This is a genomic window from Achromobacter sp. CF-sbj1-Ac2-l (genome assembly GCF_052698165.1).
This window is the reverse complement of sequence record NZ_CP199855.1, coordinates 4,063,241-4,074,841: the sequence shown is the minus strand read 5'-3', so window position 1 is coordinate 4,074,841 and position 11,601 is coordinate 4,063,241. Positions and strand designations below refer to the sequence as shown.

11 protein-coding genes and 2 riboswitches are annotated in these 11,601 nt (G+C 69.3%); of the genes, 7 read left to right on the top strand and 4 right to left on the bottom strand.

Annotated features, from left to right (window positions below):
• Positions 1 to 8 precede the first annotated feature (8 nt).
• Positions 9 to 95: riboswitch (glycine riboswitch) on the bottom strand.
• A gap of 1 nt (position 96) precedes the next feature.
• A riboswitch (glycine riboswitch) is annotated at positions 97 to 187 on the bottom strand.
• Between the two features lie 136 nt (positions 188 to 323).
• The 6 genes from blaELC (at position 324) to ACUDCK_RS18460 (ending at position 6,179) form a co-directional block, all read left to right on the top strand.
• Positions 324 to 1,616, top strand: coding sequence for an ELC family class C beta-lactamase (gene blaELC / locus ACUDCK_RS18485; protein ID WP_244976818.1), 1,293 nt, complete (start codon positions 324 to 326; stop codon positions 1,614 to 1,616).
• Positions 1,617 to 1,701: 85 nt separating this feature from the next.
• Positions 1,702 to 2,127 carry a CopD family protein gene (locus ACUDCK_RS18480; protein ID WP_054501989.1) on the top strand — a complete coding sequence of 142 codons (426 nt, stop codon included), beginning with the start codon at positions 1,702 to 1,704 and terminating at the stop codon, positions 2,125 to 2,127.
• A 134-nt stretch (positions 2,128 to 2,261) separates the two neighbouring features.
• A complete protein-coding gene (locus tag ACUDCK_RS18475; RefSeq protein WP_054501990.1) occupies positions 2,262 to 3,101 on the top strand; it encodes a MetQ/NlpA family ABC transporter substrate-binding protein in 840 nt (279 codons plus the stop codon).
• A 91-nt stretch (positions 3,102 to 3,192) separates the two neighbouring features.
• Complete coding sequence (locus ACUDCK_RS18470; protein WP_054501991.1) at positions 3,193 to 4,302, top strand: methionine ABC transporter ATP-binding protein; 1,110 nt, start codon at positions 3,193 to 3,195, stop codon at positions 4,300 to 4,302.
• Positions 4,280 to 4,936: a methionine ABC transporter permease gene (locus ACUDCK_RS18465; RefSeq protein WP_026383015.1), complete on the top strand. Its 657-nt coding sequence runs from the start codon at positions 4,280 to 4,282 to the stop codon at positions 4,934 to 4,936. The genes ACUDCK_RS18470 and ACUDCK_RS18465 overlap by 23 nt, the downstream gene beginning before the upstream one ends.
• A gap of 46 nt (positions 4,937 to 4,982) precedes the next feature.
• Positions 4,983 to 6,179 (top strand): trans-sulfuration enzyme family protein, encoded by a 1,197-nt coding sequence (locus ACUDCK_RS18460; RefSeq protein WP_064527857.1) that lies wholly within the window; start codon positions 4,983 to 4,985, stop codon positions 6,177 to 6,179.
• A gap of 50 nt (positions 6,180 to 6,229) precedes the next feature.
• Here the strand turns inward: ACUDCK_RS18460 and ACUDCK_RS18455 are convergent, their stop codons facing one another.
• Positions 6,230 to 7,300, bottom strand: a complete 1,071-nt coding sequence (locus ACUDCK_RS18455; protein ID WP_064527855.1) for a hypothetical protein — start codon at positions 7,298 to 7,300, stop codon at positions 6,230 to 6,232.
• 52 nt (positions 7,301 to 7,352) lie between these two features.
• Entirely contained in the window at positions 7,353 to 7,796 is a 444-nt protein-coding gene (locus ACUDCK_RS18450) for a hypothetical protein (protein ID WP_064527853.1), read from the bottom strand.
• Positions 7,797 to 7,990: 194 nt separating this feature from the next.
• Here ACUDCK_RS18450 and ppk2 point away from each other — a divergent pair, with 194 nt between their 5' ends.
• Positions 7,991 to 9,268: a polyphosphate kinase 2 gene (gene ppk2 / locus ACUDCK_RS18445; protein ID WP_064527852.1), complete on the top strand. Its 1,278-nt coding sequence runs from the start codon at positions 7,991 to 7,993 to the stop codon at positions 9,266 to 9,268.
• 60 nt (positions 9,269 to 9,328) lie between these two features.
• On the opposite strand, the gene ACUDCK_RS18440 is transcribed toward ppk2, so the two are convergent.
• Both ACUDCK_RS18440 and ACUDCK_RS18435 read right to left on the bottom strand, forming a co-directional pair.
• Positions 9,329 to 9,709 (bottom strand): RNA-binding S4 domain-containing protein, encoded by a 381-nt coding sequence (locus tag ACUDCK_RS18440; RefSeq protein ID WP_054478886.1) that lies wholly within the window; start codon positions 9,707 to 9,709, stop codon positions 9,329 to 9,331.
• A gap of 52 nt (positions 9,710 to 9,761) precedes the next feature.
• The gene (locus ACUDCK_RS18435; protein WP_240806383.1) at positions 9,762 to 11,468 is read right to left on the bottom strand and encodes a putative bifunctional diguanylate cyclase/phosphodiesterase; all 1,707 of its coding nucleotides are present in this window, start codon (positions 11,466 to 11,468) and stop codon (positions 9,762 to 9,764) included.
• Positions 11,469 to 11,601: the final 133 nt, after the last annotated feature.

The following is an 11,601-nucleotide window of genomic DNA, read 5'->3' as shown; positions in this document are numbered from 1 at the left end:
GTGGCACCCCATCTGTCTCTGTACCTGAGAGCTTCACCCGGGCGCGGCGGCGCGGGTTCCCCTTCGGTGGGCGCCAGGCGCCTCTCTCCAGATTGTCTAGACCGCGCAGTCCTGTTGCCTGAGAGTTTCCGGGGCGGTTGCTCCGTCGGCGCCCGCCACGGGGGCGGGACTCTTCTGCGGGGTTTTGAATCGACGCACCGAGAATAGCCAAAATTCGGCGCGGGCGGGACTCAGGGTTAATACCAAGGGGGCGCCGGATTGGCTCTACACTGGGCGCCGAACCGCCGGCACGCGCCGGCCGGAAAACGAAAGGACGACCCCGCATGCGCGCTCCGGCAATGTTCCGTATTTCCCTGCTGTCCATGACGTTGACGCTGGCCCTGGCCGGCGCCGCCTCGGCCGGCCCGGCCGTCGCGCAAGCGCCCGCCGCCAAGGCAACCACGGCATCGACCTCCGTATCCACGCCCGCATCCACGCCCGCATCCTCGCCGGCATCCACCGCCAAGGCATCCGCGACGCCGGCACCCGCGTCCGCCAAGGCCGATCGCGCCACCGCCGCCGTCGACGCCGCCGTGGCCGAGGTCATGCGCGAGTACGGCATCGCCGGCATGGCCATCGGCGTCAGCCGCGACGGCGAGCAGCGCTTCTTCAACTACGGCGACGCCTCGCGCGCGCCGCGCCGCGCGGTCTCCAGCGACACCCTGTTCGAACTGGGGTCGATCAGCAAGACCTTCACCGTCACGCTGGCCGCCTACGCCCAGGCCACGGGCCGCCTGTCGCTCACCGACAGCCCGGCCAAGTGGGTGCCCGAGCTGCAAGGCAGCGAATTCGCCAGGCTGACGCTGGTGAACCTGGCCACGCACACCGCCGGCGGCTTCCCCTTGCAGGTGCCGGACGCGGTGCAGAGCATGGCGCAACTGATGGACCACCTGAAGGCCTGGACCCCGTGGTACGCGCCTGGCACGCGCCGCACCTACGCCAACCCCAGCATCGGCATGCTGGGCGTGGTGGCGGCGCGCGCGCTGGGCGAGCCCTACGTGGTGGCGATGGAGCAGCGGCTGTTTCCCAAGCTGGGCCTGCGCGATACCTACCTGGAAGTGCCGCCGGGCAAGATGCCCGACTACGCCCAGGGCTACGACAAGCAGGATGCGCCGGTGCGCGTGAACCCGGGCGTGCTGGCGGACGAGGCCTATGGCGTGAAGTCCAGCGCCCGCGACATGCTGCGCTTCGTCGAGATCAACCTGGGCACCGCGCCGGTCGATGCCACGCTGCAGCGCGCCATCGCCGAGACCCACACCGGCTATTACCAGTTGGGCGCGATGACGCAGGACCTGATCTGGGAACAGTACCGTTACCCGGTGTCGGTGGAAGACCTGGTGCACGGCAATTCCGCCCAGGTCGCGTTCGAGACCCTGCCGGTCAAGGCCCTGCAACCGCCGCTGGCGCCGCAGCAGGCAGTGTGGATCAACAAGACCGGTGCCACCAATGGCTTCGGCGCCTACGTGGCGTTCGTGCCGTCGCGCAAGCTCGGCATCGTGATCCTGGCCAACCGCAACTATCCGAATGAGGCGCGGGTGCGGCTGGCGTTGCGGGTGCTCAAGGCGCTGGCGCCGTGAACGCCGGCGTCGGTCTTTGCCGTAGCGCAAACCCGTCGGACCCGATTCCACCCTGGCGCGCGCCGCTGCGGCGATAATCGCGCGCATGACCTACCAATTACTCAAAATGCTGCATGTCGCCGCCGTGGTCGCATGGCTGGGCGGCTCCCTGTTCGTGTCGCTGTTCCTGCTGTCGTCGCAGCCGCCCGACAGCGACGAGGCGCCCAAGGAACGCAGGATGCTGGGCGCGCTGCGCCGCTGGACGCTGTTCGTGACCACGCCGGCGATGGTGCTGGCGTGGCTGGTCGGCCTGCACCTGGCCGTGACCTTCGGCTGGTTCGCGATGACCTGGATCTGGATCAAGATCGCGCTGGCGCTGGTCCTGTCGGGCCTGCTGGGCGTGCAGAGCGCTGCCTTGCGCCGCCAGTCGCAGGGCAGCGTGAAACGCGCGCCGCTGGTCGACCTGTACGCGCCGCTCACGGTGGTCGCCGCGGCGGTCATCGTGACGCTGGTGGTGGTCAAGCCGTTCTGAGGCGCCACTTATGCGCCGGCGCCATATCCAAACACCCCTGTAATAACGACTCAACCAACTATTCGTTCGCGCGCGCAGGGGCCATCCCTAGAATCGTCTCCTCATAACCGTATCGACTGAGAGGCGATTTCCATATGACTCCCCGCACTTACACCGCCCGCGCGGGCACGCTGGCCAAGGCCCTGCTGGGCGCCGTGCTGGCCGCGGCCGCCATGTTCCACGGGCCGGCCTTCTCGGCCGATCCCAAGCCGCTCAAGGTCGGCGTGCGCGGCGGCGTCGACGAACAGATCTGGGAAGTGGTGGCGCAGGTCGCCAAGAAGAACGGCCTGGCCGTCGAGCCGGTGGTCATCACCGGCACCGCCAGCCCCAACGAGGCGCTCAACAACGGCGACCTGGACGCCAACGCGTTCCAGCACATCCCGTTCCTGAACGACCAGATCAAGCAGCGCGGCTACAAACTCGTGTCGGTGGCCAATACGCTGATCTCGCCCATCGCCTTCTATTCGAAGAAATACAAGTCGCTGCAGGCCCTGCCCGAAGGCGCCAAGGTCGGCATCCCCAACGATCCCAGCAACCAGACCCGTGCGCTGGTGATCCTGCGCGACCAGGGCCTGATCACGCTCAAGGACGGCTTCGATCCGGCCACGGGCACCGCGACGCTGGCCGACGTGACCTCCAACCCGCGCAAGCTCGACTTCGTCGAAAGCGCCTCGGTGGTGCTGGCGCGTTCGCTGCCCGACGTCGACACCGCCGCCATCGTCAACAGCTTCGCCTACCAGGCCGGGCTGATCGCCACGCGCGACGGCATCGCGGTCGAGAAGAAAGAGAACAACCCCTACGTCAACATCATCGCCGTGCGCGAGAAAGACAGGAACGCGCCCTGGGTGCCCGAGCTGGTCAAGGCCTATCACTCCGAAGAGGTGCGCCAGTTCATCCTGAGCAAGTACGAAGGCTCGGTGATCCCGGTCTTCTGAGCCGGAACGCGCGGCGGCGCCAGCCGGCGCCGCCGCCATCCTCGCTCGCGGAGCGGCACGCGCCGCCGCGCGGGCGGCTCGGGAACACAGCATGATGCAACACGACATCCCCCTGGCGGATCCGGCCCTGCGGCCCGCCGCCGACGCGGCGCAAGACGCCCACATCGTTTTCGACGGCCTGCAGAAACGCTACCAGGGCCCGCAGGGCACGGTAACGGCGCTGGCCGATATCTCCTTTTCCATCGGGCGCGGCGAGGTGTTCGGCATCATCGGCCGCAGCGGCGCCGGCAAGTCGACGCTGCTGCGCTCGATCAACATGCTGGAGCGGCCCAGCGCCGGCCAGGTGCGGGTCGACGGCGTGGACGTCGGCGGCCTGGACGAAAATGCGCTGGTCGGCCTGCGGCGCCGCATCGGCATGATCTTCCAGCACTTCAACCTGCTGTCGGCCAAGACCGTGGCGCAGAACGTGGCCTTGCCGCTGCGTGTCGCGGGCGTCAAGCCGGCCGAGGCGCGCGCCAAGGTCGACGCGCTGCTGGACCTGGTCGGGTTGCGCGACAAGGCCGACACCTATCCTTCCAAGCTGTCCGGCGGCCAGAAGCAGCGCGTGGGCATCGCCCGCGCCCTGGTGCATGACCCGGAGATCCTGCTGTGCGACGAGGCCACCTCGGCGCTCGACCCCGAAACCACTCAGTCGATCCTGGCGCTGCTGCGCGACATCAACCGCAAGCTGGGCCTGACGGTGGTGCTGATCACGCACGATATGGCGGTGATCCGCGAGGTCTGCCACAAGGTGCTGGTGCTGGACGGCGGCCGCAAGGTCGAGCACGGCGAGGTCTGGCGCGTGTTCGGCAATCCCCAGGCCGATGCCACCCGTGCGTTGCTGCGGCCGTTGCAGCATGACCTGCCGGCCGACCTGGCCGCGCGGCTGGTGCCGGACCTGCAAGGCGGCGCGGGCCTGGCAGTGCTGCGGCTGCGCTTCACCGGGCAGGGCCGTCCCGAGGGCGTCTCGCTGCAGGCGTTGGCGGCGCTGGGGCCGGGCGCGACGCTGTTGCATGGCGGGCTGGACCGCCTGCGCGGCCACGCCCAGGGCAGCCTGCTGGTGTCGGTGCCGGCCGCCGTTCTACAGGAAGAGGCCGCGCGCGCCGCGCTGGTGGCCGATCAGATCGAGGTACTGGGCTATGTCGCTGCCGATGCTGGATAAATACCTGCAGGCCTTCCTGCAGACGCTGACCATGGTGGGCGTGTCCGCGCTCATCGCGATCGCCGCCGGCCTGACGCTGGCGGTGGTGCTGACCGTCACCGCGCCGGGCAACCTGTATCCGCGGCCGCGCCTGAACAAAGCGCTGTCGATCACCGTGAACACGTTCCGCGCCATCCCCTTCATCATCCTGCTGGTGGCGATGCTGCCGTTCACGCGCATGCTGGTCGGCACCACGCTCGGCACCTGGGCCGCGATCGTGCCGCTGTCCGCCAATCTGGTGCCGTTCTTCGCGCGCATCGCCCAGGTCAGCCTGAACGATGTCGACCACGGCCTGGTGGAGGCCGCGCGCGCCATGGGCTGCCGCCGCTGGCACATCGTGCGCCACGTGCTGCTGCCCGAGGCGTTGCCCGGCATCATCGGCGGCATGACCGTCAGCGTCATCGCCATGATCAACGCCTCGGCCATGGCCGGCGCGGTGGGCGCCGGCGGCCTGGGCGACCTGGCCATCCGCTATGGCTACGAACGCTACGAGACCCGCGTGATGTTCGAAGTGATCGTGATCCTGATCGCGCTGGTCTCGATCGTGCAATTCACCGGCGAATGGCTGTCGCGCCGCGCCGACCACAAGCGCTGACGGCGCCGCGCCGTCCGCATCCCCGAGCTGATTCCCGGAGGTATCCATGTCCGACTCGCAACACCACGGCTTCGCCACCCGCGCCATCCACCTGGGCTACGACCCGCTGGACGAGCTGGGCGCGCTGTCGCCGCCGCTCTACCTGACCTCCACCTACACCCAGGACAGCATCGAGGCCTTCGACCGCATTCGCCTCGGCGAACAATCGGGCTACGTCTACGGCCGCACCCGCAACCCGACCCAGGCCCTGCTGGAAGAGCGGCTGGCCTCGCTCGAAGGCGCCGAGGCCGGCGTGGTCACCGCGTCGGGCATGGCGGCGATCTCGGCCACGCTGCTGTCGCTGCTGCAAAGCGGCGACGAGATCGTGGTCGACCAGATCGTCTACGGCACCGCCTTCACGCTGTTCGCGCAGGGGCTGCCGCGCCTGGGCATCAACGCCGTGTTCGCCGATTTCACGCGCCCGGAAACCGTGGCCGCCGCCATCGGCCCCAAGACCCGCGCGGTCTATTTCGAGACGCCGGCCAACCCCAACCTGCGGCTGGTCGACATCGCCGCCATCTCGGCCATCGCGCGCGGCAAGGGGCTCTTGACCATCGTCGACAACACCTTCGCCACGCCCGTGCTGCAACGGCCGCTGCAACACGGCGCCGACATCGTGCTGCACTCGGCCACCAAGTACCTGGGCGGCCATGGCGACCTGCTGGCCGGGGCGGTGGTTGGCCGCAAGCAGCACATCGACGCGATCCGCCTGCAGGGCCTGCGTTACTTCACCGGCGCGACGCTGTCGCCGTTCACCGCCTTCCTGGTGCTGCGCGGCCTGAAGACGCTGGAATTGCGGGTCGAGCGTCACAGCGAATCGGCATTGAAGGTGGCGAAGTTCCTGCGCGAACACGCGGCGGTGGCCGACGTGTTCTATCCGGGCCTGGCGGGCACGGCCGGCGCCGAGATCGCGCAGCGTCAGCAGGCGGCCGGCGGCGGGCTGGTGGCGTTCGAGTTGAAGGGGGGGCTGGCCGCGGGCCGGCGCCTGCTGAACAGCCTGAAGCTGGCGCGCATCGCTGTCAGCCTGGGCGATCCGGAAACGCTGATCCAGCATCCGGCCACCATGACGCACGCCAGCTATACGGCCGAAGACCGCGAAAAGTATGGCCTGTCGGAAGGCCTGCTGCGCTTGTCGGTCGGGCTGGAAACCGCCGCCGACATCCTGGCCGATCTGAAGCAGGGGCTGGATCAGGCGGGGAGCTGACGCTCGATCGCGCCCGGCCCGCCTTCGCGCCCGGGCGCCGACGACCCGCGTCAGCGCAGCACCGAGGTCAGGCTGTCGAACTGCTGCGATTCCAGCCGCGCGCGTTCCTCGGTCAGTTGGCGCACCGCCAGTTGATGGGCGCGGAACCGGTTCAACAGGCTGTCGCGGTCGAACACGATCTCGTTGTGCTCCACGCGCCACGCGCGGCGGTTGTCGTCGAGCAGATTGATCATCTTCTCGAACTCGTCCAGCGTCTGGCGCTCCAGCTCCCAGTTGCGCGCCAGCGTTGCCTTCTGCTGCGGCCGCGCCTTGATCGCGCCTTCGACCATGCGGTCCTTCTGCTGCTCGCTCAGGTCGAGCGAGCGGATGGTGACGGGCACGTCGGCCAGCAGCCGCTGGTTCTGCTGGCTGTATTTCCGCACCACGCGCTGCGATTGTTCCAGGATCAGCCGGCTTTCCACCATGCCGCGGTCGCGCGCCAGACGGTTGGGGATGAAGAGGTCCGACAGCCGCACCTCGTCCAGTTCCTTCATGTAGGCGCGGTACTGCGCCACCCGCTGTCCCAGGATGATCTTGACGCCGCGCTCGATCTCGCCATACACGCCATGCGCCTTGGGGGTGGCGTCGATGTCCGGCACGTCGCCGGGCGGATGGTCGGGCGCGTTGAGCGCGGCGCGCATCCATTCGCCGGTGCGGCGGATCTCGGCCAGCGCGGTGGCCTTCTGCGTTTCGCGATAGGCCGCGAGGCCGGCCAGGACGGCGGCCGCGGCCGCCAGCAGCAGGCCGGTGGCGAAGGCCGCGCGCATGCGGTGCAACGGCGTGCGAAAGCGCTTGAACAGCGACAGGGCCAGGATCACCACGGCGGCGGGCAGTACCAGCGCGATGGCGCTGCCGACCGCGCTGCCGACGCGGTAGCCCAGCGACTCGGCGGGGTCCGCGACGCCGTCCGCGCCGTCGGACTTGAAGATCAACAGGAGCAGCCACAACCCGATGTACAGGCCCCAGGTCCATGCCCGCAGGGCGCGGCTGGGTCGTGGGGAACCGCGGGCCGCCGATGTCGCGGACGGCAGCGGCGTGTTGGCGCCTTCCGGGCTCAGGGTGGGTTCTCTACGTGTTTCCACGGCGGGCGGCAGCCACGAAATATTTAGCCGCAGATGTTACCGTGAGGGCTTTTCAGGTGCAATGCGGATCGCGCCGCCAGCCGACCCAGTTGCCTTCGCCCTCGAAGTGATGGATACCGCGTTTGGCCACGGCCAATCCCTCGCGCAGCGCCTGCACGTCCAGTCCCGGCATGTGCCGCAGCAGCGCCGGTGGCAGGGCGGCCAGGTCGAGGTGTTCCTGGCCGAACTCGACCGCCATCGGCGAGCCGTCGTCGCGCACCCGGACGTACCATAGGCCTTCCATGTAAGCGCCGGCCCACGGATCGGGAAACAGCGCCTCGGTGAAGCGGAAACCGAATTCGTCGACGGCCTCCCACGGCCAGAACTGGCGCCGGCCGCCCGTCGCTTCGGTGCCCATGGCGCGGGTGAAGCCGCTGTCGTCGAAGCGGATGGTTTCGGCGTAGGGGTCGGGCGGCGCGGGCGGGCCGGCGAACAGCCGTTTGAGCAGGGACCACATGGCGGCAGGGGGCAGTCGAAAGAGGGCAGCGGGCAGTGTAGCGGCGCGGATTGCTGCCGCAATGTTACAAGCATTGATCCACGTCAACGCCCCGCCTCGGCACGCCGGTTAGGGTAGATGTTTTTTCCTGACGGGTCGCCGGCGACTGGCCGGCCGCCGCGGCTCTGACCTCACGCGCAGCAAGGATTGCAACGATGACTGACAAGACCCCGCAAGCTTCCGGATCGCCCGCCGAGAACGACGACGGCGCCACGGCCCCGCGCGCCGCCAAGCGCACCGCCGCGCCGCGCAAGGCCACCCGCTCCGCCGCGGCCGGCAAGCGCACGCCGGCCCCGGCGCGGTCCGCCCGCGGCGCCGCGACGCCCAAGTCCACGCGCGCCGTCCGCGCCGACAAGCCGTCCAAGGTCGCCCAGCCGTTGGCGTCCGCGCCGGCAGCCCCGGCCGGGCTGCCCGCCATCGAACCGGCGATCCAGGCGCGCAAGCGCGTCAATGCGCGGGAAGTCGCCGCGCGCCAGGAGACCTCGTCGGTGTTGGCCGACATCGCCCGCCGCTACCAGATCGGCGAATCGGGCGAAGCCCACGCGGCGCTGCGCTCGGTGATCGAGGAACTGTCGCCGGACGACGCGGTGGCGGTGCACCGCGCGCTGCTCGAAGCCAACGCGCAGGCGCCGGCCGCGCGCCGCAATCCCGACGAGGAGCTGGCGACCGACTGGCGCGAGGGTATCTATCCGTACCGCCACCGCATGCTGCGGCGCAATTACGAAAAGCAGAAATACGCGCTGCAGGTCGAGCTGCTCAAGCTGCAGGCCTGGGTCAAGGCCACCGGACAGCGCGTGGTGATCCTGTTCGAGGGCCGCGACGCGGCGGGCAAGGGCGGCACCATCAAGCGCATGATGGAGCACCTGAATCCGCGCGGCGCGCGCGTGGTGGCGCTGGAGAAGCCGTCCGACACCGAACGCGGCCAGTGGTATTTCCAGCGCTATGTGCAGCATCTGCCCACCGCCGGCGAAATCGTGATGTTCGACCGCTCCTGGTACAACCGCGCCGGCGTCGAGCGCGTGATGGGCTTCTGCTCGCAGGAGGAATACCTGCAGTTCCTGCGCCAGGTGCCCGACTTCGAGCGCCACCTGGTCACCAGCGGCATCCACCTGGTCAAGTTCTGGTTCTCGGTCAGCCAGGAAGAGCAGCGCCGCCGCTTCCTGCAGCGCAAGGTGCATCCGCTCAAGCAATGGAAGCTGAGCCCCGTGGACCTGGCCTCGCTCGACAAGTGGGACGACTACACCCGCGCCAAGGAAGCGATGTTCGCGCACACGGACACGGCCGACGCGCCGTGGATCGTGGTGAAGTCGGATTGCAAGAAGCGCGCGCGCCTGAACGCCATGCGCTATGTGCTCAGCCGCCTGCCGTACGAAGGCAAGAGCGGCGCGCCGGAACTGGCGCTGGATCCGTTGATCGTGGGACGGGCGCTGTAGCGCTGTCGCTTTTTCGTGGCCGGTCCGCCGGGCCGGTCCGGGCCCTGTCGCGGTCGCGTCTCACTTGCCCCGCATCTGGTCGATCAGGCGCCGGTCGCGCTTGGTCGGTCGGCCGGCGGCGATGTCCAGCGCCGGCTCGGGCGCCAGCCGCCGCATCTCGGCCGCGCGTTCGCGCGCGGCGGCGCTTTCCGGGGTTTCCTCATATAGCTGGCGCGCCACCGGCGCCGGGCCGCGCGCGCCGCTGACGGCGACCACGCGCACCTGGATGGGCGGGTCTTCCTTGCGGATGCTGATCACGTCGCCGGGGCCGACCTCGCGCGCCGGTTTGGCGGGCTGGCCGTTGACCTGCACCCGGCCCTTGCCGATTTCGTCCACCGCCAGGCTGCGCGTCTTGTAGAAGCGCGCCGCCCAGAGCCATTTGTCGAGCCGTATCCTGTCCATCGTCATTGCCGTCATCAATCGGGTCGTCAGGCGGACATGATAGCGGTTCGCCTCAGCGCGGCACTTCGCGCAGCAGCGCGGCGAAGGCGCTGGCCGGCAGCGCGCGGCTGAACAGGAAGCCCTGCATCGCGTCGCAGCCTTCCTCGATCAGCATCTGGCGCTGCGCCTCGGTCTCGACGCCCTCGGCCAGCGTGCGCATGCCCAGCGAATGCGCCAGCCGCACCACGCCGCGGATCACGGCGGTGGCGGTCGGCACCTTGCCCAGCGCCCAGACGAACGACTGGTCGATCTTGAGCGTGTCGATCGGCAGCCGCGCCAGGTACGCCAGGCTCGAATAACCCGAGCCGAAGTCATCCAGCGACGCCGATATGCCGGCCTCGCGCAGCGCCGCGAGAATGCCGGAGGCCTTCTCGACGTCGCTCATCAGCGAATTCTCGGTGACTTCCACGTCGAGCAGTGTCGGCGGCACGCCATGCACCTGCGCCAGGCGCACGATGGTGTTGGCCAGGTCGGGCGCCACCAACTGGCGCGCCGACAGGTTGAACGAGATGCGCGGCACCGGCAGGCCCTCGCCCAGCCATTCGCTGATGTGCAGGCAGGTGGCGTTGGCCACCCATTCGGTCAGCGCCGACTCCATCGGCGAATCCAGGATCACGTCCAGGAACGCCGCCGGCGCCAGCAGGCCGCGGGTGGGATGGCGCCAGCGCAGCAACGCCTCGGCGCCGCACAGCGAGCCGTCGTGCATGCTGATCTGCGGCTGGAAGTGCAGCTCGAACTGGTTGTTGGCCAGCGCGCCCTGGATGTCGCCGCGCAGCGACAGGCGCGCGCCCAGCCCCTGCATCAGTTCGCGGTGATACACCCGCACCTGGAAACGGCCGGCCGACTTGGCCGCGTACATCGCCGCGTCGGCATAGTTCAGCAGCATCTCGGCCGATTCGCCGGGCGAGTTCATCAGCGCGATGCCGATGCTGGCGCCCAGCGAGACCGAGCGGCCATGGATGTCGCTCGGGATCGACAGCGCGTTCAGGATCGAATTGGCCAGGGCCTCGGCCGCACGCTCGTTGGTGCCGCGCAGCACCAGCAGGAACTCGTCGCCGCCGACCCGGGCGCAGAAAATCGCGGGCGTGAGGAACTTGCGCAGCCGCTCGGCCACATCGCACAGCAGCAGGTCGCCCTCGGCGTGGCCGAAGGCGTCGTTGACTTCCTTGAAGCGGTCCAGGTCCAGGAACAGCACCGCCAGGGTCGGGCCCTGCGCGGCCAGCGTCCGCTCGGCCTCGGCGATGGCGGCGGACAGCGTGTCCATGCATTGGCGCCGGTTCGGCAGGCCGGTCAGGTAGTCATGGGTGGCCTGGTATCTGAGCTGGGCGGTTTCCTCGCGTTCGCGCGAGACGTCGCGCAACAGGACCGCCAGGCCGTCCTCATGCGCAAAGGCGCGCACCTCGAACCAGCTCGCCAGCGGCGCGTAGTAGCCGATGTGTTGGGCCGGGCGGCCGGTCTGCATGGCGCCGCGGCAGGCATCGTAGTAGCCGGTGCCGACCAGGTCCGGACAACTGTCCCACAGGCCGCGCCCCACCAGGTCCAGCCTGTTGCGCCGCAACAGGCGTTCGGCGGCCGGGTTCAGGTAGCGCACGCGCCATTCGCGATCGAGCGACAGGAAGCCGTCGGCCAGACTGTCGAGCGTGGCGCCGTCGGCGCCGGCCGCGAGGCGGGCGTCGGCGGGCGGGGGAAAGGATGAGGGCTCGTGGCTGTCGTGGTTCATCTCGTCGCGGATTTCCCTGAGCGCGCTTGAAGTGCTGTTGTATCGCATCGGGGAGCCGCCGTAAAACCAAAAAAAGACGCCCCGAGGGGCGTCCAAGACCGGCATTCCGGTTGTCGGGCGGCAGGTCGCCCGG

Excerpts from the sequence above, each read along its gene's own strand:
- ACUDCK_RS18465 (WP_026383015.1), top strand. The coding sequence starts at position 4,280 with ATGTCGCTGCCGATGCTGGATAAATACCTGCAGGCCTTCCTGCAGACG.
- ACUDCK_RS18440 (WP_054478886.1), bottom strand. The coding sequence starts at position 9,709 with ATGGACAGGATACGGCTCGACAAATGGCTCTGGGCGGCGCGCTTCTAC.
- blaELC (WP_244976818.1), top strand. The coding sequence starts at position 324 with ATGCGCGCTCCGGCAATGTTCCGTATTTCCCTGCTGTCCATGACGTTG.
- ACUDCK_RS18475 (WP_054501990.1), top strand. The coding sequence starts at position 2,262 with ATGACTCCCCGCACTTACACCGCCCGCGCGGGCACGCTGGCCAAGGCC.
- ACUDCK_RS18435 (WP_240806383.1), bottom strand. The coding sequence starts at position 11,468 with ATGAACCACGACAGCCACGAGCCCTCATCCTTTCCCCCGCCCGCCGAC.
- ACUDCK_RS18470 (WP_054501991.1), top strand. The coding sequence starts at position 3,193 with ATGATGCAACACGACATCCCCCTGGCGGATCCGGCCCTGCGGCCCGCC.
- ACUDCK_RS18480 (WP_054501989.1), top strand. The coding sequence starts at position 1,702 with ATGACCTACCAATTACTCAAAATGCTGCATGTCGCCGCCGTGGTCGCA.
- ppk2 (WP_064527852.1), top strand. The coding sequence starts at position 7,991 with ATGACTGACAAGACCCCGCAAGCTTCCGGATCGCCCGCCGAGAACGAC.
- ACUDCK_RS18460 (WP_064527857.1), top strand. The coding sequence starts at position 4,983 with ATGTCCGACTCGCAACACCACGGCTTCGCCACCCGCGCCATCCACCTG.
- ACUDCK_RS18450 (WP_064527853.1), bottom strand. The coding sequence starts at position 7,796 with ATGTGGTCCCTGCTCAAACGGCTGTTCGCCGGCCCGCCCGCGCCGCCC.